15 protein-coding genes, 6 tRNA genes and 3 rRNA genes are annotated in these 20,207 nt (G+C 55.1%); 16 read left to right on the top strand and 8 right to left on the bottom strand.

Going from position 1 to position 20,207, the window contains the following annotated elements:
* Window positions 1-34: 34 nt before the first annotated feature.
* From coq7 to hemJ, 6 genes are all read right to left on the bottom strand, one after another.
* Window positions 35-682 (bottom strand): 2-polyprenyl-3-methyl-6-methoxy-1,4-benzoquinone monooxygenase, encoded by a 648-nt coding sequence (gene coq7 / locus ACYZT3_RS26745; protein ID WP_462031083.1) that lies wholly within the window; start codon window positions 680-682, stop codon window positions 35-37.
* A 127-nt stretch (window positions 683-809) separates the two neighbouring features.
* Window positions 810-1,148: a histidine triad nucleotide-binding protein gene (locus ACYZT3_RS26740; protein ID WP_462031082.1), complete on the bottom strand. Its 339-nt coding sequence runs from the start codon at window positions 1,146-1,148 to the stop codon at window positions 810-812.
* Between the two features lie 80 nt (window positions 1,149-1,228).
* Window positions 1,229-2,017 (bottom strand): SDR family NAD(P)-dependent oxidoreductase, encoded by a 789-nt coding sequence (locus ACYZT3_RS26735; RefSeq protein ID WP_282381977.1) that lies wholly within the window; start codon window positions 2,015-2,017, stop codon window positions 1,229-1,231.
* Window positions 2,018-2,079: 62 nt separating this feature from the next.
* Complete coding sequence (locus ACYZT3_RS26730; protein ID WP_282381980.1) at window positions 2,080-3,045, bottom strand: DUF805 domain-containing protein; 966 nt, start codon at window positions 3,043-3,045, stop codon at window positions 2,080-2,082.
* An 86-nt stretch (window positions 3,046-3,131) separates the two neighbouring features.
* Entirely contained in the window at window positions 3,132-4,100 is a 969-nt protein-coding gene (locus ACYZT3_RS26725) for an NAD(P)H-dependent flavin oxidoreductase (protein ID WP_282381982.1), read from the bottom strand.
* 33 nt (window positions 4,101-4,133) lie between these two features.
* Entirely contained in the window at window positions 4,134-4,562 is a 429-nt protein-coding gene (gene hemJ / locus ACYZT3_RS26720; protein ID WP_282381986.1) for a protoporphyrinogen oxidase HemJ, read from the bottom strand.
* Between the two features lie 135 nt (window positions 4,563-4,697).
* Between hemJ and argC the strand changes: the two genes are divergently transcribed.
* On the top strand, window positions 4,698-5,732 hold the full coding sequence (argC, locus tag ACYZT3_RS26715) for an N-acetyl-gamma-glutamyl-phosphate reductase (protein ID WP_462031081.1): 1,035 nt from the start codon (window positions 4,698-4,700) through the stop codon (window positions 5,730-5,732).
* A 167-nt stretch (window positions 5,733-5,899) separates the two neighbouring features.
* Window positions 5,900-6,250, top strand: a complete 351-nt coding sequence (erpA, locus tag ACYZT3_RS26710; protein WP_007947969.1) for an iron-sulfur cluster insertion protein ErpA — start codon at window positions 5,900-5,902, stop codon at window positions 6,248-6,250.
* An 80-nt stretch (window positions 6,251-6,330) separates the two neighbouring features.
* Here erpA and ACYZT3_RS26705 read toward each other — a convergent pair whose 3' ends face one another.
* Together ACYZT3_RS26705 and ACYZT3_RS26700 are read right to left on the bottom strand one after the other, a co-directional pair.
* On the bottom strand, window positions 6,331-7,422 hold the full coding sequence (locus ACYZT3_RS26705; protein ID WP_462031080.1) for an anhydro-N-acetylmuramic acid kinase: 1,092 nt from the start codon (window positions 7,420-7,422) through the stop codon (window positions 6,331-6,333).
* Window positions 7,423-7,425: 3 nt separating this feature from the next.
* A complete protein-coding gene (locus ACYZT3_RS26700) occupies window positions 7,426-8,862 on the bottom strand; it encodes a peptidoglycan DD-metalloendopeptidase family protein (protein ID WP_462031079.1) in 1,437 nt (478 codons plus the stop codon).
* Between the two features lie 213 nt (window positions 8,863-9,075).
* Here ACYZT3_RS26700 and tyrS point away from each other — a divergent pair, with 213 nt between their 5' ends.
* The 14 genes from tyrS to ACYZT3_RS26630 all read left to right on the top strand — a co-directional run bounded on the left by tyrS (window position 9,076) and on the right by ACYZT3_RS26630 (window position 20,179).
* Complete coding sequence (gene tyrS / locus ACYZT3_RS26695; RefSeq protein WP_462032430.1) at window positions 9,076-10,275, top strand: tyrosine--tRNA ligase; 1,200 nt, start codon at window positions 9,076-9,078, stop codon at window positions 10,273-10,275.
* Window positions 10,276-10,827: 552 nt separating this feature from the next.
* Window positions 10,828-12,366: ribosomal RNA gene (locus ACYZT3_RS26690) — 16S ribosomal RNA — on the top strand.
* Between the two features lie 84 nt (window positions 12,367-12,450).
* Window positions 12,451-12,527 (top strand) — tRNA-Ile (locus tag ACYZT3_RS26685).
* 30 nt (window positions 12,528-12,557) lie between these two features.
* A tRNA-Ala gene (locus ACYZT3_RS26680) sits at window positions 12,558-12,633 on the top strand.
* Between the two features lie 249 nt (window positions 12,634-12,882).
* Window positions 12,883-15,774 (top strand): 23S ribosomal RNA (locus ACYZT3_RS26675).
* Window positions 15,775-15,947: 173 nt separating this feature from the next.
* A 5S ribosomal RNA gene (gene rrf / locus ACYZT3_RS26670) occupies window positions 15,948-16,063 on the top strand.
* Together the 16S, 23S and 5S rRNA genes with 2 tRNA genes alongside form the textbook arrangement of a ribosomal RNA operon.
* A 135-nt stretch (window positions 16,064-16,198) precedes the next feature.
* On the top strand, window positions 16,199-17,158 hold the full coding sequence (gene birA / locus ACYZT3_RS26665; protein ID WP_462031078.1) for a bifunctional biotin--[acetyl-CoA-carboxylase] ligase/biotin operon repressor BirA: 960 nt from the start codon (window positions 16,199-16,201) through the stop codon (window positions 17,156-17,158).
* On the top strand, window positions 17,148-17,897 hold the full coding sequence (locus ACYZT3_RS26660; protein WP_462031077.1) for a pantothenate kinase: 750 nt from the start codon (window positions 17,148-17,150) through the stop codon (window positions 17,895-17,897). Before birA ends, ACYZT3_RS26660 begins: the two co-directional genes overlap by 11 nt.
* Window positions 17,898-17,904: 7 nt before the next feature.
* Complete coding sequence (locus ACYZT3_RS26655; RefSeq protein ID WP_462031076.1) at window positions 17,905-18,345, top strand: hypothetical protein; 441 nt, start codon at window positions 17,905-17,907, stop codon at window positions 18,343-18,345.
* A gap of 142 nt (window positions 18,346-18,487) precedes the next feature.
* Window positions 18,488-18,572 (top strand) — tRNA-Tyr (locus ACYZT3_RS26650).
* Between the two features lie 24 nt (window positions 18,573-18,596).
* Window positions 18,597-18,670: transfer RNA gene (locus ACYZT3_RS26645), tRNA-Gly, on the top strand.
* Window positions 18,671-18,696: 26 nt separating this feature from the next.
* Window positions 18,697-18,772 (top strand) — tRNA-Thr (locus ACYZT3_RS26640).
* A gap of 84 nt (window positions 18,773-18,856) precedes the next feature.
* Entirely contained in the window at window positions 18,857-20,050 is a 1,194-nt protein-coding gene (gene tuf, locus ACYZT3_RS26635) for an elongation factor Tu (protein WP_462032429.1), read from the top strand.
* Between the two features lie 53 nt (window positions 20,051-20,103).
* Window positions 20,104-20,179, top strand: a tRNA-Trp gene (locus ACYZT3_RS26630).
* Window positions 20,180-20,207 lie beyond the last annotated feature (28 nt).

The following is a 20,207-nucleotide window of genomic DNA, read 5'->3' as shown; positions in this document are numbered from 1 at the left end:
GCTCGCGAAGAGGCTCTCAAGGACAATGCAGCTATCAGATCCGATAAGTACTCTTTGTCATGACCTTGGCCATCAGGCTCATGCCGAACTTCACCGGTGTCGGGAAGCGGAAACCCCCTGCCTCCAGCGCGCTTTCGGCGTGGTGTTCTTCATCAATGCGCATCTGCTCGAGGATCGCCCGGGACTTTTCGTCCTCGGCCGGCAGTTGCTCAAGGTGTTCGTTCAGGTGTTTGCAGACCTGATGCTCGGTGGCAGCAACGAAACCCAGGCTGACTTTATCGCTGATCAACCCTGCTACCGCGCCGATCCCGAACGACATGCCATAGAACAGCGGATTGAGAATGCTGGTGTGGCTGCCTAACTGTTTTATGCGTTGTTCACACCAGACCAGGTGGTCGATTTCTTCTTCGGCGGCATGTTCCATGGCGGCACGCACTTTCGGCAGCTTGGCGGTCAGGGCCTGACCCTGATACAGCGCCTGGGCACAGACTTCACCGGTATGGTTGATGCGCATCAGGCCGGCGACGTGTCGGGTGTCTTCGTCGCTCATTTGCGCATCCGGCTGCACGATAGCGGGCGAAGGACGGTACGGCTGGCCACTGAAGGGCAGCAATGTACGCATCGCGGCATCGGCTTGCAGCAGAAGACGGTCAATGGGCGAGTAGTGACGTTGGGTAGTCATGCTGACCTCCGGGAAGAATCTCGGCGGCCAGTTTAACCCAATCGGCCGGCGAAGGTTTGCGTTGGGTCATTTGCGGGAGCGAGCAAGTCGAATCGTCGCACCGCCACTCCCACAGGTTTTACTGCAATCAGCCCGGCGGCCAGTGCATCTGGCGCTGACCCAGCACGTGCATATGAATGTGATAGACGGTCTGCCCACCCAGTGGATTGCAGTTCATGACCACCCGGAAACCTTCTTCGCAGCCCAGTTCCAGGGCCAGGCGTTGGGCGGTGAACAGGATATGCCCAGCCAGTGCCTTGTCGTCCTCGGTCATGTCGTTAAGCGTGCGCACCGCTTTTTTCGGGATCACCAGAAAATGCACCGGTGCCTGTGGGGCGATGTCGTGGAAGGCCAGTATCTGGTCGTCCTCGTAGATGATCTTGGCCGGGATTTCCCGGTTGATGATCTTGCTGAACAGAGTATCCACAGCTGTTTCTCCGTTGTTTGGGCTGGCCTGAGTGTAACCATGGGTTATGTCAGAGCCCAGTCTTTTACCTTGAGGGGCGATCAGCGCGGGCAGTAAGCCTTGTTGACCATGCCTGCGATTGTCCGGGTCAGCCAGCGGGAGCCGAGCCGCGGCAGGAAGGCGCGCCAGCGGTTGCGTCGACCCGGAATAATGATGGCGCGATTTTTCTCCAGAGCCCGCACGGTATAGAGCGCGACTTCCTCGGGGCTCATCAGCATTTTGCTGTCGACCAGTTTGGCGGTGTCCAATTGCGCGGTGCGAAAAAACGCCGTGCGGGTAGGGCCGGGGCAGAGCACCGACACCTTGACCGCACATTTTTTCAGTTCGACGCGCAACCCTTCGGAAAAGTGCAGCACATAAGCCTTGCTGGCGTAGTAAGTGCTCATCCACGGGCCGGGATGAAACGCCGCAACCGAGGCGACATTCAAAATCTGCCCGCCGCCCTGCAGCGCCATACTGTTGCCGATCGCGTGACACAGGCGAGTGAGCGCAAGGATGTTCACTTCGATCAGGTCCTGCTCGGTCATCCAGTCCTGAGCCAGGAAAGGGCCGCAAGTGCCGATGCCGGCGCAGTTGACCAGCAAATCGATCTGTCGGTCACCTTCCTCCAGCTCCAGCAGAAATCCGGACAGCCGTAGCGGCTCGCCGAGGTCACAGGCTCGGAACAACACTTCCACGCCAAAACGTTGCGTCAGTTCAATCGCAATACTTTCCAGCTGATCACGCTGCCGGGCCACCAGAATCAGGCTGCGGCCGCGCCGGGCCAGCGCTTCGGCCATTGCCAGGCCGATGCCGCTGGAAGCGCCAGTGATCAGAGCGTAACGGGTCATGCATTTCTCCATCGCAACAGCTCCGCGCCAGCGACGCAGGTGTCACGGGCGGGGAGCGCTGTTCATTCTTTCGCAGAGTCTACAGGGGGCTGGGCGTCTTCGGCTGCATCGTCGGCTGAATTTGGCGCCGGCTCTGCTTCCACAGCGGTCTGATCTTCGAACTCTTCGGTGGTCACGGAGTCGCTTTCATAGCCGCTCTGGGTGGCGCTTTCGTACTCACTCTGAATGGTAGAGAGGCCACCGGTCAGTCCGCCGATGAACAGAGTCGCGATAAACACCAGCCAGAGTGAAGACAGGACCTTGACCGCGGAGCTGTTGGGCGGTGGTGGCGCGCCGTATTGATTGGCGGTGTTGTTACCCGGTGCAATCATCATCACGAACGGAAAGATGCTGCCCACGAACGGCACGAGGGTCAGCAGCCAAAGCCAGCCAGACCAGCCGATATCGTGCAGACGCTGGACACTGAACTGAATGCTGACGAACGCAAGCGCCACGAAGAGAACAAAGGCCAGCAAGCCACCGAGAATCAGGCCGGCGGTCGAGTCCGTACTGATGAGGGCCAGGCCGAAAACAGCAAGCACAGCGCCAACGCCTAGGGTGACGAGTGTCAGGGCCATCGTCCAGGCCAGGTAACGCAAGCGGCCGATGCGGCCCTCGAAACTGAACGCCTTGAGTGGGGCAAATTCAGGCAAGGCTTCGCCGACGGTCGCCCGGGGGGGTGCATAAGGGGATTCGGGATCTGCTGCAACGGCAGGGGGGGGCTCATGAACGTCAGACAGGTTCAGCTCGATCGAAGGTTCGGATTCGATCCGGGCATCGATACCGGTTTTGGTCAGCGCCTGGAGATAAGTCTGAGCATCGGTCTGTGACAGGTCGCGTTTGAGTGCAACCGGCTTGCCACTGAACAGCCGCTCGATGGCAGTCACATCGCTTTTGAACAGATCGGCGAGATTGAGCTTGGCAGTGGTGACGTCAACACCTGGCAGCAGAGCGCCGTCGAATACGATCTTGAAACGGTTTTCGCTCATTGCGAGGCATCCTTGTCGCGAATGGTTTAGGGAGAATTGCGCGTGGAGTGTAAGGCCAGCCGGAATGGACTGGCCAAGTTTTCCTGTCAGCGTGGCCAGCGTTTGGGCAGCGCTGCCGCCAGCTCCAGTGCTTTGCGGTACTCGGCATCAAGGCGAGCGATCAATTGATCAACACTTGGCAGGTCATCGATTTCGCCGACCCCCTGGCCTGCGGACCAAACGGTTTTCCAGGCTTTGGCTTCATCGCTTATAGGCTTGAGTTTGGAGCCGAAGTTCACCTCACCCTTGCCTTGCAGCGCTGCCATGTCGAAACCCGCAGCCTCAAGGCTTTGACGCATAAAGCTCGCCGGTACTCCCGACACCGCTGGAGTATGGACGATGTCCGCCGCTCTGGACGTCAGCAGCATCTCTTTATAGGCGTCAGACGCATGACTTTCGGTGGTGCCGATAAATCGCGTACCGAAGTAGGCCAAATCCGCACCGAGTAATTGTGCAGCGAGAATCTCGTGGCCGTGGTTCAGGCAACCGGCCAGCAGCAGGGTCTTGTCGAAGAATTGGCGTATCTCGGCAATTAGCGAGAACGGGCTCCAGGTCCCGGCGTGTCCACCGGCGCCTGCTGCCACGGCGATCAAACCGTCGACCCCGGCCTCGGCGGCTTTCTCTGCATGGCGACGAGTCGTCACGTCATGGAACACCAGACCGCCATAGCTGTGTACTGCATCGACCAGTTCTTTCACGGCGCCGAGGCTGGTGATCACGATCGGCACTTTGTGCTCGATACAGATCGCCAGATCCGCTTGCAGCCGCGGGTTGCTGTTGTGGACGATCAGGTTCACCGCAAAAGGTGCCGGATTCTTCAGTGTTGCCAACCCTGCTTCGATCTCTTCCAGCCAGGCCTTGAAGCCACTGCTCTCGCGCTGGTTGAGCGCGGGGAAGCTGCCCACCACGCCATTACGGCAGCAGGCGAGCACCAGTTGAGGGTTGGAGATCAGGAACATCGGTGCTGCCACCACAGGCAGGCGCAAACGTTGTTCGAGCAGAGCGGGCAGCGACATTGGAAGTACCCCGGTGAGTTGTGCTTATTGGAGTTAGAACGGCCGAACGATGACCAGAATTACAATAGCCAGCAATATCAGAACCGGCACTTCATTGAACCAGCGATAAAAGACATGGCTGCGGTTGTTCTCGCCACGGGCAAAACGTTTCACTTGGGCGCCGCACATGTGGTGGTAGCCGATCAGGATCACCACCAGCGTCAACTTCGCGTGAATCCAGGCACCTTGACTAAATATGCTGGGGTTCAAGGCGATCAGTGCAATGCCGAAAATCAGGGTGGCGATCATCGCCGGGCCCATGATGCCGCGGTACAGCTTGCGCTCCATGATGCTGAAGCGTTCTTTGCTGACGGTGTCTTCGCTTTGGGCGTGATAGACGAACAGGCGCGGCAGGTAGAACAGGCCGGCAAACCAGCAGACCATGCTGACGATGTGAAGCGCTTTGAGCCACAGATAAAGCATTTTTAGTTATTCCCAGGTTCACGGTAGCGAAGATAGTAGAGGGTAGAGCGCCCGCACGTCACCTTGACGGTTGTCGCAGAGCCGTGCGGCCCCTATTATCGACTGCTTTCCAGTGGGTTCGTTGAGGGCAGGTTTATGGTCAAGGTCGGTATCGTCGGCGGCACGGGTTACACCGGTGTCGAACTGCTGCGTCTGTTGGCGCAGCATCCGCAAGCTGAAGTGGCAGTCATCACTTCCCGATCCGAGGCCGGTCTGGCCGTGGCCAATATGTATCCGAACCTGCGCGGTCATTACGATGGCCTGGCGTTCAGCGTTCCGGACATCAAGACGCTGGGCGCTTGTGACGTGGTGTTCTTCGCTACGCCTCACGGTGTTGCCCATGCCCTGGCCGGTGAGCTGTTGGCAGCGGGAACCAAGGTCATCGACCTGTCTGCAGACTTCCGTCTGCAAGACGCCGATGAATGGGCCAAGTGGTACGGTCAGCCTCACGGCGCACCGGAACTGCTGGAAGAGGCGGTTTACGGCTTGCCGGAAGTCAATCGCGAGTTGATCAAACAGGCCCGCCTGATTGCTGTGCCGGGCTGCTACCCGACTGCCACGCAATTGGGTTTCCTGCCATTGCTTGAAGCAGGTCTGGCCGATACCACCCGCTTGATCGCTGACTGCAAATCCGGCGTCAGCGGTGCCGGTCGTGGGGCTTCCGTAGGCTCGCTGTACGCCGAGACGTCGGAAAGCACGAAGGCTTACGCCGTCAAAGGGCACCGTCACTTGCCGGAAATTCGCCAGGGTCTGCGTCGCGCAGCGGGCAAGGACGTCGGTCTGACCTTCGTTCCGCACCTGACGCCCATGATTCGAGGCATCCACTCCACGCTCTACGCGACCGTCGTGGATCGCTCGGTGGATCTGCAGGCGCTGTTTGAAAAGCGTTATGCCAACGAACCGTTCGTCGATGTCATGCCGGCCGGCAGTCACCCGGAAACCCGCAGCGTGCGCGGTGCCAACGTTTGCCGTATTGCCGTGCATCGTCCACAGGATGGTGATCTGGTGGTGGTGTTGTCGGTGATCGATAACCTGGTCAAAGGCGCGTCGGGTCAGGCGGTGCAGAACCTGAATATTCTGTTCGGTCTGGATGAGCGCTTGGGTCTGTCCCACGCAGGTATGCTGCCGTAAGGTTCATTCCGCTCAGCAAAAAGGCCCGTCTGACGGGCTTTTTTGCATTTCGGGCGGGCAAATGTGTTGATTGATATACCGTAACAATAGTTGACCGATTTTCTAGGAGAAGCGGATAATGCGCGTCATCACGCATTATGGCGGCGTAACGCCGGGAGATAATTAGCATGAGCGTCGAATCCTTCACCCCCACGGCTTTGCAATTCACCCACGGTGCCGCGCACAAGGTGAAGAGCCTGGTCGATGAAGAGGGGAATGATCGCTTGAAGCTGCGCGTATTCGTTACGGGCGGCGGTTGTTCAGGTTTTCAGTACGGCTTCACCTTCGATGAAGAAGTGGCCGATGACGACACCATTGTCGAACGCGAAGGTGTGAGTCTGGTGGTCGACCCGATGAGCTTCCAATACTTGGCAGGTGCCGAGGTGGATTATCAGGAAGGTCTGGAAGGTTCGCGCTTCGTGATCAAGAATCCGAACGCCAGCACCACGTGTGGCTGCGGCTCCTCGTTCTCGATCTGATCGCAATTCATAGCATCACCAAGCGCCGCATGGTCTCAGGGCTCTGCGGCTTTTTGCTGTCCGGGATTCGGTATGGCTAGTCAGGCAGGGTAGATGGCGCCGAGTACGCGCAGGCCACGGGCGCCGGTAACGCTCGGGCGATTGGCGGCGATGCCTTCAAGGCAGCAATGGGCCAGCCAGGCGAAGGCCATGGCTTCGACCCAGTCCGGGTCTACACCGCAAGCCGCGGTGCTGCTGACCTTGGCGTTCGGCAGCAAGCTGGCCAAGCGGTTCATCAGCGTGGCGTTGTGCGCGCCGCCACCGCAGACAAGCAGTTCCAGGGTGTCTGATTGGGCGCTTTGCAGTGATTCGACGATGGTCAGGGCGGTCAGTTCGAGCAGGGTTGCCTGCACGTCTTCGGTGGCGAAGGTCGGCAGCTGTGCCAGATGCTGTGTCAGCCATGGCAGGTTGAATACTTCGCGACCGGTACTTTTCGGGCCTTTGGTCACGAAGAACGGATCACTGAGCAATTCTTTCAAAAGAATCGGTTCGACCTTACCGGTGGCAGCCCATTGGCCGTCGCGATCAAAGTTGTCGCCGCGTTGCTGGTGAATCCACGCATCCTGCAGAACATTGCCCGGGCCACAGTCGAAACCCGCAACAGGCTTGCCAGGTTCAATCAGGCTTAGGTTGCTGAAACCGCCGACGTTCAATACCGCACGATTGCCAGGCTGTTCTTCGAACAACGCTTCGTGGAAGGCTGGAACCAGTGGCGCGCCTTGCCCTCCGGCGGCCACATCACGGCTGCGGAAGTCGCTGACCACGGTGATTCCGGACAACTCCGTCAGTAGGGCAGGGTTGCCTATTTGCACCGTGAAGCCGCGCGCGGGTTCGTGGCGAATGGTCTGACCGTGGCTGCCGATTGCACGAATGTCTTCGGGCTTCAGGTTTTGTTGATCAAGGAGGGTGTGAATGCCCTGTGCTGCCAGCTTCACCCAGTTCTGCTGGGCAATGGCGGAGCGGGCAATCTCGTCCGGGCCACTACTGCACAAGCCAAGCAGCTCGGTGCGTAGGGAATCAGGCATGGGAATGTAGTGCGTGGCGACCAGCTTGATCGCCGGGGTTAGCTCAACCAGCGCAATATCCAGGCCGTCGAGGCTGGTCCCGGACATCACACCTATATAGAGCGTCATGGCTTATCGCTTGCTCGAAGCCAGCTGAGTGGACTTCTCTTGATCCATGCGCGCCATCAGCGGTTGGCTCTGCGTGAGGAAACGTGCACGTTCAGCTTTGGAGATCGGATCGGCCATCGCCACCTTCTGGCCCAATGGATCGACGTGTACGCCATTGACCTGGAACTCGTAGTGCAAGTGCGGGCCGGTGGAGAGCCCGGTGGTGCCGATGTAGCCAATCACCTGGCCTTGCTTGACGCTGCCGCCAGTCTTGATGCCTTTGGCGAAGCCTTGCATGTGGCCGTATAGCGTGCGGTAGGTATTGCCGTGCTGGATGATTACGGTGTTGCCGTAGCCACCGCGGCGTCCGGCCAGCAACACTTTGCCGTCACCGGCTGCCTTGATTGGGGTGCCACGCGGCGCTGCATAGTCGACGCCTTTGTGGGCGCGAATCTTGTTCAGGATTGGGTGCTTGCGGCCCATGGAGAATTTCGAACTGATGCGGGCGAAGTCCACCGGCGTACGGATAAACGCCTTGCGCATGCTGTTGCCGTCAGCGGTGTAGTAGCTGCTGTTGCCTTGTTTATTGATGTAACGCACGGCGGTGTAGGTCTTACCGCGGTTGGTGAAGCGCGCGGAAAGGATCGGACCATTGCCGACGGCCTTGCCGTTGACGACTTTCTGTTCGTAGATGACATCGAACTCGTCACCCTGGCGAATATCCTGGGCGAAGTCGACGTCATAGCCAAACACGCTGGCCATGTCCATGGTCAGGCTGTGGGACAGGCCTGCGCGTGCAGCGGATTGCGACAGCGAACTGTTGATCACGCCATGAACGTAGGCGGAGCGAACGGTAGGCTTGGCGGTAATGCGGTTGAATGCATAACCCTTGTCATTCTTGGTCAGGGTGATGCTTTCGACGTCGCTGACCTTGCTGTGCAGGTTGGTCAGCTGGCCATCGGGGCTCAGTTCGAATTCAAGTTTCTGGCCATGTTTGAGTTGGCTGAACTGCTTGGCCTGTTTGTCGCTGGCCAGTACTTCATGCACCGAAGTTGCCGGAAGGCCGACTTTCGCGAACAGTGTGGAGAGCGTATCGCCTTTAGAAACGATCACTTCCCTATGGTTTGGAGATTTTTTTTCTTCGATCACAGGGGCGGGCGTGGATGCCGGCGCCGGTGCGACCTGAGCGGTTTCCTGGGGTTCTTCTGTGCTGTTTTCGATCTGCGCGAAAGGGGAAGTTGCTGGCTCATTTGTGGCCTGGACGGCCTCGGCAGCGTCTTGATCTTGTGTCAGTTGTTCAGCAGGGCTTTCCAGTTCAAGACTCAGGGTCGTCTTTTTGGCTTCAACATCACTGGAAGGAAATACCAGAAGCGCCAGGCTCAGAAGGGCGGCGATGCCACTTGCTGCGAGCAGGTGGGTCTTCGGGTAAAGCGGCGGCGCTTTAGACGATTCTTTGGTCATAGGTAATTTTTGACTTTGAAAAAAGATGAAGTGGAAAAGATGAATGACATGATGAAGATGAAATAACTGTATAAAATATAACCAAATCGTCTCTGAAGCAAGTCCGCGAACGCTCTGTTCGTGGATTGACGTCCGTGCGCCGGGCAGAACTTGTATTTGACGCGCGATCTTGTATGGTTGGTTCCCTTTGAATTCGAGCCTTACGGGTCTGTTATGAAGTCGGTTGAAGAGCAGCTAGCGCTGATCAAACGTGGTGCGGAAGAACTGTTGGTCGAGTCCGAGCTGATCGAAAAGCTCAAGCGTGGCCAGCCGCTACGTATCAAGGCAGGCTTTGATCCGACCGCGCCGGATTTGCACCTGGGTCATACCGTGCTTATTAATAAGCTGCGTCAGTTCCAGGAGCTGGGTCACCAAGTCATCTTCCTTATAGGTGACTTCACCGGGATGATCGGTGATCCGAGCGGCAAGAGTGCAACACGTCCTCCGCTTACCCGTGAGCAGGTGCTCGAGAATGCCGAGACCTACAAGACCCAGGTCTTCAAGATTCTTGATCCGGCGAAAACTGAAGTTGCGTTCAACTCTACCTGGATGGATCAGATGGGGCCGGCCGACTTCATTCGTCTGACCTCCCAGTACACCGTGGCTCGCATGCTTGAGCGCGACGACTTCGACAAGCGCTACACAACCAATCAGCCAATCGCCATTCACGAGTTTCTCTATCCGCTGGTTCAGGGGTATGACTCGGTCGCTTTGCGTGCGGATGTCGAACTGGGTGGTACCGATCAGAAGTTCAACCTGTTGATGGGGCGCGAACTGCAGCGTGGATATGGTCAAGAGGCTCAGTGCATTCTGACCATGCCACTGCTCGAAGGTCTGGATGGCGTGAAGAAGATGTCCAAGTCCTTGGGCAACTACGTGGGTATTCAGGAAGCGCCCGGTGTGATGTACGGCAAACTGGTTTCCATTCCGGATGCGCTGATGTGGCGCTACTTCGAATTGCTCAGCTTCCGCTCCATGGAAGAGATCAATGCGTTCCGTGCGGATGTTGAGGCGGGTGCAAATCCGCGCGACATCAAGATCAAGTTGGCTGAAGAGATCGTCGCGCGTTTCCATGGTGATGAGGCTGCGGCCAATGCTCACCGTGCGGCGGGTAACCGTATGAGGGAAGGTGAGCTGCCGGATGATCTGCCTGAGATCGAATTGACTGCCGCCGAAGATATGCCGATCGCAGCCGTCCTTAATAAAGCTGGTCTGGTGAAGAACTCGGCGGTTGCGCGTGATCTTCTGGGTTCGGGTGGCGTGCGTATAGATGGTGAGGTTGTCGATCGCACCTTTATATACGCGTTGGGCGCGACCCATGTTTGCCAGGCTGGGAAGAAGGCATTTGCACGTATTACGCTCAAATCTGAATAAAGCTGAAATCAGGGGTTGACGGCAGATTCTGGACGTCTATAATTCGCCCCACTTCCGGCGCAGTCGAAACGGAAAACTCCTTGGTAAACAATGAGTTACGCAGTTTTCGACAGCGAGTTGCTTTAGGTCATCGAAGCCCAGAAGGAGTTGAAAGAGCGGGGTTGTTTGGCTCTTCTAACGGTTCGGTCTTCTCGGTCGAAAGCGGTGTAAAAGAGGTGTTGACAGCAGCGAGTAACGCTGTAGAATTCGCCTCCCGCTAACGAGAGATCGAAAGCGCAAGTGGTTGAAGTTACAAAGGAAACTTTGAAAACTTCTGAAAATAACCGCTTGACAGCAACAGAGGCTGCTGTAGAATGCGCGCCTCGGTTGAGACGAAAGATCTTAACCAACCGCTCTTTAACAACTGAATCAAGCAATTCGTGTGGGTGCTTGTGGAGTCAGACTGATAGTCAACAAGATTATCAGCATCACAAGTTACTCCGCGAGAAATCAAAGATGTAACCAACGATTGCTGAGCCAAGTTTAGGGTTTCTTAAAAACCCAAAGATGTTTGAACTGAAGAGTTTGATCATGGCTCAGATTGAACGCTGGCGGCAGGCCTAACACATGCAAGTCGAGCGGCAGCACGGGTACTTGTACCTGGTGGCGAGCGGCGGACGGGTGAGTAATGCCTAGGAATCTGCCTGGTAGTGGGGGATAACGCTCGGAAACGGACGCTAATACCGCATACGTCCTACGGGAGAAAGCAGGGGACCTTCGGGCCTTGCGCTATCAGATGAGCCTAGGTCGGATTAGCTAGTTGGTGAGGTAATGGCTCACCAAGGCGACGATCCGTAACTGGTCTGAGAGGATGATCAGTCACACTGGAACTGAGACACGGTCCAGACTCCTACGGGAGGCAGCAGTGGGGAATATTGGACAATGGGCGAAAGCCTGATCCAGCCATGCCGCGTGTGTGAAGAAGGTCTTCGGATTGTAAAGCACTTTAAGTTGGGAGGAAGGGCATTTACCTAATACGTAAGTGTTTTGACGTTACCGACAGAATAAGCACCGGCTAACTCTGTGCCAGCAGCCGCGGTAATACAGAGGGTGCAAGCGTTAATCGGAATTACTGGGCGTAAAGCGCGCGTAGGTGGTTCGTTAAGTTGGATGTGAAATCCCCGGGCTCAACCTGGGAACTGCATTCAAAACTGTCGAGCTAGAGTATGGTAGAGGGTGGTGGAATTTCCTGTGTAGCGGTGAAATGCGTAGATATAGGAAGGAACACCAGTGGCGAAGGCGACCACCTGGACTGATACTGACACTGAGGTGCGAAAGCGTGGGGAGCAAACAGGATTAGATACCCTGGTAGTCCACGCCGTAAACGATGTCAACTAGCCGTTGGGAGCCTTGAGCTCTTAGTGGCGCAGCTAACGCATTAAGTTGACCGCCTGGGGAGTACGGCCGCAAGGTTAAAACTCAAATGAATTGACGGGGGCCCGCACAAGCGGTGGAGCATGTGGTTTAATTCGAAGCAACGCGAAGAACCTTACCAGGCCTTGACATCCAATGAATCTGCTAGAGATAGCGGAGTGCCTTCGGGAACATTGAGACAGGTGCTGCATGGCTGTCGTCAGCTCGTGTCGTGAGATGTTGGGTTAAGTCCCGTAACGAGCGCAACCCTTGTCCTTAGTTACCAGCACGTCATGGTGGGCACTCTAAGGAGACTGCCGGTGACAAACCGGAGGAAGGTGGGGATGACGTCAAGTCATCATGGCCCTTACGGCCTGGGCTACACACGTGCTACAATGGTCGGTACAGAGGGTTGCCAAGCCGCGAGGTGGAGCTAATCCCAGAAAACCGATCGTAGTCCGGATCGCAGTCTGCAACTCGACTGCGTGAAGTCGGAATCGCTAGTAATCGCGAATCAGAATGTCGCGGTGAATACGTTCCCGGGCCTTGTACACACCGCCCGTCACACCATGGGAGTGGGTTGCACCAGAAGTAGCTAGTCTAACCTTCGGGAGGACGGTTACCACGGTGTGATTCATGACTGGGGTGAAGTCGTAACAAGGTAGCCGTAGGGGAACCTGCGGCTGGATCACCTCCTTAATCGACGACATCAGCTGCTCCATAAGTTCCCACACGAATTGCTTGATTCATTGAAGAAGACGATTTTAGAAGCAGCCCGAAATTGGGTCTGTAGCTCAGTTGGTTAGAGCGCACCCCTGATAAGGGTGAGGTCGGCAGTTCGAATCTGCCCAGACCCACCAATTTTGTGTGGGAAACGCCTGTAGAAATACGGGGCCATAGCTCAGCTGGGAGAGCGCCTGCCTTGCACGCAGGAGGTCAACGGTTCGATCCCGTTTGGCTCCACCACTAACTGCTTCTGTTGTTGAGAGCTTAGAAATGAGCATTCCATCGTGACGATGGTGAATGTTGATTTCTAGTCTTTGATTAGATCGTTCTTTAAAAATTTGGGTATGTGATAGAAAGATAGACTGGACGTTACTTTCACTGGTAACGGATCAGGCTAAGGTAAAATTTGTGAGTTGCTCTTTATGAGCAAGAATCGAATTTTCGGCGAATGTCGTCTTCACAGTATAACCAGATTGCTTGGGGTTATATGGTCAAGTGAAGAAGCGCATACGGTGGATGCCTTGGCAGTCAGAGGCGATGAAAGACGTGGTAGCCTGCGAAAAGCTTCGGGGAGTCGGCAAACAGACTTTGATCCGGAGATGTCTGAATGGGGGAACCCAGCCATCATAAGATGGTTATCTTAAGCTGAATACATAGGCTTAAGAGGCGAACCAGGGGAACTGAAACATCTAAGTACCCTGAGGAAAAGAAATCAACCGAGATTCCCTTAGTAGTGGCGAGCGAACGGGGACTAGCCCTTAAGTGGCTTTGAGATTAGCGGAACGTTCTGGAAAGTACGGCCATAGTGGGTGATAGCCCTGTACGCGAAAATCTCTTAGTCATGAAATCGAGTAGGACGGAGCACGAGAAACTTTGTCTGAATATGGGGGGACCATCCTCCAAGGCTAAATACTACTGACTGACCGATAGTGAACTAGTACCGTGAGGGAAAGGCGAAAAGAACCCCGGAGAGGGGAGTGAAATAGATCCTGAAACCGTATGCGTACAAGCAGTGGGAGCCCACTTTGTTGGGTGACTGCGTACCTTTTGTATAATGGGTCAGCGACTTATTTTCAGTGGCGAGCTTAACCGAATAGGGGAGGCGTAGCGAAAGCGAGTCTTAATAGGGCGTCTAGTCGCTGGGAATAGACCCGAAACCGGGCGATCTATCCATGGGCAGGTTGAAGGTTGGGTAACACTAACTGGAGGACCGAACCGACTACCGTTGAAAAGTTAGCGGATGACCTGTGGATCGGAGTGAAAGGCTAATCAAGCTCGGAGATAGCTGGTTCTCCTCGAAAGCTATTTAGGTAGCGCCTCATGTATCACTGTAGGGGGTAGAGCACTGTTTCGGCTAGGGGGTCATCCCGACTTACCAAACCGATGCAAACTCCGAATACCTACAAGTGCCGAGCATGGGAGACACACGGCGGGTGCTAACGTCCGTCGTGAAAAGGGAAACAACCCAGACCGTCAGCTAAGGTCCCAAAGTTATGGTTAAGTGGGAAACGATGTGGGAAGGCTTAGACAGCTAGGAGGTTGGCTTAGAAGCAGCCACCCTTTAAAGAAAGCGTAATAGCTCACTAGTCGAGTCGGCCTGCGCGGAAGATGTAACGGGGCTCAAACCATACACCGAAGCTACGGGTATCACTTAGGTGATGCGGTAGAGGAGCGTTCTGTAAGCCTGTGAAGGTGAGTTGAGAAGCTTGCTGGAGGTATCAGAAGTGCGAATGCTGACATGAGTAACGACAATGGGTGTGAAAAACACCCACGCCGAAAGACCAAGGTTTCCTGCGCAACGTTAATCGACGCAGGGTTAGTCGGTCCCTAAGGCGAGGCTGAAAAGCGTAGTCGATGGAAAACAGGTTAATATTCCTGTACTTCTGGTTATTGCGATGGAGGGACGGAGAAGGCTAGGCCAGCTTGGCGTTGGTTGTCCAAGTTTAAGGTGGTAGGCTGGACTCTTAGGTAAATCCGGGAGTCTAAGGCCGAGAGCTGATGACGAGTTACCCTTTGGGTGACGAAGTGGTTGATGCCATGCTTCCAAGAAAAGCTTCTAAGCTTCAGGTAACCAGGAACCGTACCCCAAACCGACACAGGTGGTTGGGTAGAGAATACCAAGGCGCTTGAGAGAACTCGGGTGAAGGAACTAGGCAAAATGGCACCGTAACTTCGGGAGAAGGTGCGCCGGTGAGGGTGAAGCATTTACTGCGTAAGCCCATGCCGGTCGAAGATACCAGGCCGCTGCGACTGTTTATTAAAAACACAGCACTCTGCAAACACGAAAGTGGACGTATAGGGTGTGACGCCTGCCCGGTGCCGGAAGGTTAATTGATGGGGTTAGCTAACGCGAAGCTCTTGATCGAAGCCCCGGTAAACGGCGGCCGTAACTATAACGGTCCTAAGGTAGCGAAATTCCTTGTCGGGTAAGTTCCGACCTGCACGAATGGCGTAACGATGGCGGCGCTGTCTCCACCCGAGACTCAGTGAAATTGAAATCGCTGTGAAGATGCAGTGTATCCGCGGCTAGACGGAAAGACCCCGTGAACCTTTACTATAGCTTTGCACTGGACTTTGAATTTGCTTGTGTAGGATAGGTGGGAGGCTTTGAAGCGTGGACGCCAGTTCGCGTGGAGCCAACCTTGAAATACCACCCTGGCAACTTTGAGGTTCTAACTCAGGTCCGTTATCCGGATCGAGGACAGTGTATGGTGGGTAGTTTGACTGGGGCGGTCTCCTCCTAAAGAGTAACGGAGGAGTACGAAGGTGCGCTCAGACCGGTCGGAAATCGGTCGTAGAGTATAAAGGCAAAAGCGCGCTTGACTGCGAGACAGACACGTCGAGCAGGTACGAAAGTAGGTCTTAGTGATCCGGTGGTTCTGTATGGAAGGGCCATCGCTCAACGGATAAAAGGTACTCCGGGGATAACAGGCTGATACCGCCCAAGAGTTCATATCGACGGCGGTGTTTGGCACCTCGATGTCGGCTCATCACATCCTGGGGCTGAAGCCGGTCCCAAGGGTATGGCTGTTCGCCATTTAAAGTGGTACGCGAGCTGGGTTTAGAACGTCGTGAGACAGTTCGGTCCCTATCTGCCGTGGACGTTTGAGATTTGAGAGGGGCTGCTCCTAGTACGAGAGGACCGGAGTGGACGAACCTCTGGTGTTCCGGTTGTCACGCCAGTGGCATTGCCGGGTAGCTATGTTCGGAATAGATAACCGCTGAAAGCATCTAAGCGGGAAACTAGCCTCAAGATGAGATCTCACTGGGACCTTGAGTCCCCTGAAGGGCCGTCGAAGACTACGACGTTGATAGGTTGGGTGTGTAAGCGCTGTGAGGCGTTGAGCTAACCAATACTAATTGCCCGTGAGGCTTGACCATATAACACCCAAGCAATTTGCAGGCTTTGAGCTGAAAAGCGAAAGAGCATCAGATTGCGGTGTGTGAAGACGAAACGAACCGAAAGTTCGAGATACTCACAAAACACCAAACTATCACTTACCCATTCGCTGGAGCGTGAACCTGAAAAGGCCCACGACCTGGCTACCGAATTTCTTGACGACCATAGAGCATTGGAACCACCTGATCCCATCCCGAACTCAGCAGTGAAACGATGCATCGCCGATGGTAGTGTGGGGTTTCCCCATGTGAGAGTAGGTCATCGTCAAGATTAAATTCCGAAACCCCTATCTGCGTATGCAGGTAGGGGTTTTGTTTTGTCCGCAGGAAAGCTGGCCTGTCGAGTTTCTATGCAATGGCGCGGGGCATGGCTATCATGCGGGCCTCATTGTGAGGCGAGACTTGCATGCTGACGTTGTTAAAGCTTCTTAAAGATGGCCGATTCCATTCGGGCCAGGCTTTGGGCGTTGCCTTGGGTGTCAGTCGTAGTGCCGTTTGGAAGCAGCTTCAGCATTTAGAGGCTGATCTAGGGCTATCCATCCATAAGGTGCGGGGGCGCGGCTATCAACTGGCTACGCCGTTGACGCTGCTTGATTCTGTCGAGATAAGAGGGCGAGCACCTTCTTGTGATTGGCCCATCCTGGTTTTCGATTCAATCGACTCCACTAATGCCGAGGCTCTGCGTGCCATAGCGCGAGGTCAGGCTGCACCATTTCTGGTGCTAGCTGAACGGCAAACAGCAGGTCGCGGGCGGCGTGGGCGAAAGTGGGTGAGCCCATTTGCGGAAAACATCTATTACAGCCTCGTGCTGCGTATTGAAGGTGGAATGCGTCAGCTCGAAGGCTTGAGTCTTGTTGTTGGGCTCGCCGTCATGCAGGCCTTGCGAAAGCTTGGTGTTTCGGGGGCTGGATTGAAGTGGCCGAACGATGTTCTGGTCGGTCAGAAAAAGATTGCCGGGATATTGCTCGAGCTGGTGGGGGATCCTGCCGATGTGTGTCACGTTGTGCTGGGTGTGGGAATTAATGTGAACATGCAGATTACCGATGAGGTCGATCAGCAGTGGACGTCCATGCGGCTCGAGTCGGGTAAGGTGTTTGACCGAAATCACTTGGTGGGGGAGTTGGGCGCGATGCTCCAGGAGTATCTGTGTTGTCATCAAGTCCACGGATTTTCAGCTATCCAGGCAGAGTGGGAACAAAATCATCTCTGGCAGGGTCGAGCCGTGTCGTTGATTGCCGGTGTTAACCAAATAAATGGCGAAGTGCTGGGTATTGATAGTCAGGGTGCTCTGCGCTTGAAGGTGGGTGGTGTGGAAAAAGTCTTTAGTGGTGGTGAGCTCAGTCTGAGGTTACGTGATGATTCTTGAGCTCGACTGCGGAAACAGTTTCATCAAGTGGCGGGTGCTCGATGCGGATGTTCGGCGGGTGGTTGGCGAGGGTGTCGTTGATTCAGATCTTGCTTTGCTGGAGAGCCTGAAAGCGCTCAAGGGGCTCGCTCTCAAGTTTTGTAGGCTGGTCAGTGTCAGGACCGCCGAAGAAACCAATGCTCTGATTTCTCTACTGACAGAAGCCTTTGGTGTGTCGGTGGTATGCGCTGCACCGTCCCGCGAAATGTCCGGGGTTCGTAATGGCTATGAGGAGTTCGAGCGCTTAGGGCTCGACCGTTGGCTGGCGATGCTTGGGGGATTTCATCTGGCCTCGAGTGCATGCCTTGTACTTGATTTTGGTACGGCTGTTACTGCGGACTTCATCTCCGGGGATGGAGAGCATCTCGGGGGGTTTATATGCCCAGGCATGCCGTTGATGCGAAACCAGTTGCGCACCCATACCCGTAGAATTCGTTATGGGGATCTAGCCGCCGAGCGCGCTTTGGAAAGTCTCATTCCTGGTCGAACAACTGTCGAGGCAGTCGAGCGGGGATGCTCGCTGATGCTGAGAGGCTTTGTCCTGACACAGCTAGAGTTGGCGCGTAGCTATTGGGGGGATGATTTTGCTGTGTTCCTCACTGGAGGAGATGCAGACCTGGTTTCCGAAATCGTGCCTGAGGCCAGAGTGGTTCCCGACCTGGTGTTTGTAGGCTTGGCTATGGCATGCCCCTTGTCCTGAGGTTTCTATGCGTTGGTTGTTTCTGCTGCTGCTTGTTCTCAATATGTTCTATTACATCTGGCACCAACAAGAGGCCCCTCTGCGTGCAAAGGATGTAACCCCTTTGAGTTTGTATCGGGGTTCGCAACAGGATATTCGCTTGTTGAGTGAGACGACTGACGCGGCTCGTGATAAAGGAAAGCCTGCCCAGGCAGACGATGGTTGCCTCTATCTGGGCGGTTTTGCTCGTCAGGAAGCAGCTCAGGCGGTCGAGCGGCGATTGAGTGGTATGGAAATCAAGTTCCAGTCCTTGCCGAAGGCCCCCGCCGAGTCTGCTGGTTACTGGGTGCGTGTGGCACCAGAAAGCCGGCGTTGGCTGGATGACTCGCAGCTGAAAAACCTTTCTAGAGAATTCAATGAGTTAAAACATAAAATAATGCCGTGCGAGGGGGTTGCACCCGCAGAATAGTTTGCATAGAATGGCGCCCGCTTCGCAGTGAAGACCTTTAACGGTTAACGGTGCGGAGCGATGTCAACGCAGCTAACCTCAGGTTTTTAATGAGAAAATGCTTGACAGAAGGCCGGCATGATATAGAATGCCGGCTCGCTTAGGAGGGGTTCCCGAGCGGCCAAAGGGATCAGACTGTAAATCTGACGTCTACGACTTCGAAGGTTCGAATCCTTCCCCCTCCACCATTTTTAGCGAGAGCTGCAAGCTCCGCGGGTATAGTTTAGTGGTAGAACCTCAGCCTTCCAAGCTGATGATGCGGGTTCGATTCCCGCTACCCGCTCCAAGTTTGCAGATCCTGCAAAGTGTTGCGCTCTTGTAGCTCAGTTGGTAGAGCACACCCTTGGTAAGGGTGAGGTCAGCGGTTCGAATCCGCTCAAGAGCTCCATATAACAAGGCAGATATGAAAATATCTGCCTTTGTTTTAATGGCTTGTTTGACTTGCTTAATTCTTCTGCTAGGGGTGATTTCGATGGCTAAGGAAAAGTTCGAACGTAATAAGCCGCACGTCAACGTTGGTACCATTGGTCACGTCGATCACGGTAAAACCACTCTGACTGCTGCCTTGACCCGTGTCTGCTCCGAGGTTTTCGGTTCAGCAAAGGTCGACTTCGACAAGATCGATAGCGCCCCTGAAGAAAAAGCTCGTGGCATTACCATCAACACCGCTCACGTTGAGTACGATTCGGCCGTGCGTCACTACGCACACGTTGACTGCCCTGGTCACGCCGACTATGTAAAAAACATGATTACCGGTGCTGCGCAGATGGATGGTGCGATTCTGGTTTGTTCGGCCGCTGATGGTCCGATGCCGCAAACCCGTGAGCACATCCTGCTGTCCCGTCAGGTTGGCGTTCCGTACATCGTTGTCTTCCTGAACAAGGCTGACATGGTTGACGATGCTGAGTTGCTGGAGCTGGTTGAGATGGAAGTGCGCGACCTTTTGAGCGCTTACGATTTTCCGGGTGATGACACTCCGATCATCATCGGTTCGGCGCTGATGGCGCTGAACGGTCAAGACGATAACGAGATGGGTACCACTGCCGTCAGGAGATTGGTTGAGACTCTGGATAGCTACATTCCGCAGCCTGAGCGCGCTATTGATAAGCCGTTCCTGATGCCGATCGAGGATGTGTTCTCGATCTCCGGTCGCGGTACTGTTGTGACTGGTCGTATCGAGCGCGGAATCGTCAAGATTCAGGAAGAAATCGAAATTGTTGGTTTGCGTGACACCATCAAAACTACCTGTACTGGTGTTGAGATGTTCCGCAAACTGCTCGACGAAGGTCGTGCTGGCGAGAACTGCGGCGTTTTGCTGCGTGGTACCAAGCGTGATGATGTTGAGCGTGGCCAGGTTTTGGTCAAGCCGGGCACCGTCAAGCCGCATACCAAGTTCACCGCTGAGGTTTATGTTCTGAGCAAGGAAGAAGGTGGGCGTCATACGCCATTCTTCAAAGGTTACCGTCCACAGTTCTACTTCCGTACAACTGATGTGACTGGTAACTGCGAGCTGCCGGAAGGTGTTGAAATGGTGATGCCGGGTGATAACGTTCAGATGACCGTTACCCTGATCAAAACCATCGCGATGGAAGATGGTCTGCGTTTCGCTATCCGTGAAGGCGGTCGTACCGTCGGCGCGGGTGTCGTAGCCAAAGTCATCGAGTAAGTTGTTGTAATGTCTTTTTCGGGCCGGCATAATGGTCGGCCTGATTTTGTTTTAGGTCAGTAGCTCAATTGGCAGAGCGACGGTCTCCAAAACCGTAGGTTGGGGGTTCGATTCCCTCCTGACCTGCCAGATTCACTTGGTGTGTCTGGCTTTCTTT

Source organism: Pseudomonas sp. MDT1-16, assembly GCF_054898115.1.
Note: the sequence above shows the minus strand (reverse complement) of the source record. Positions and strands in the feature narration are given on the sequence as shown.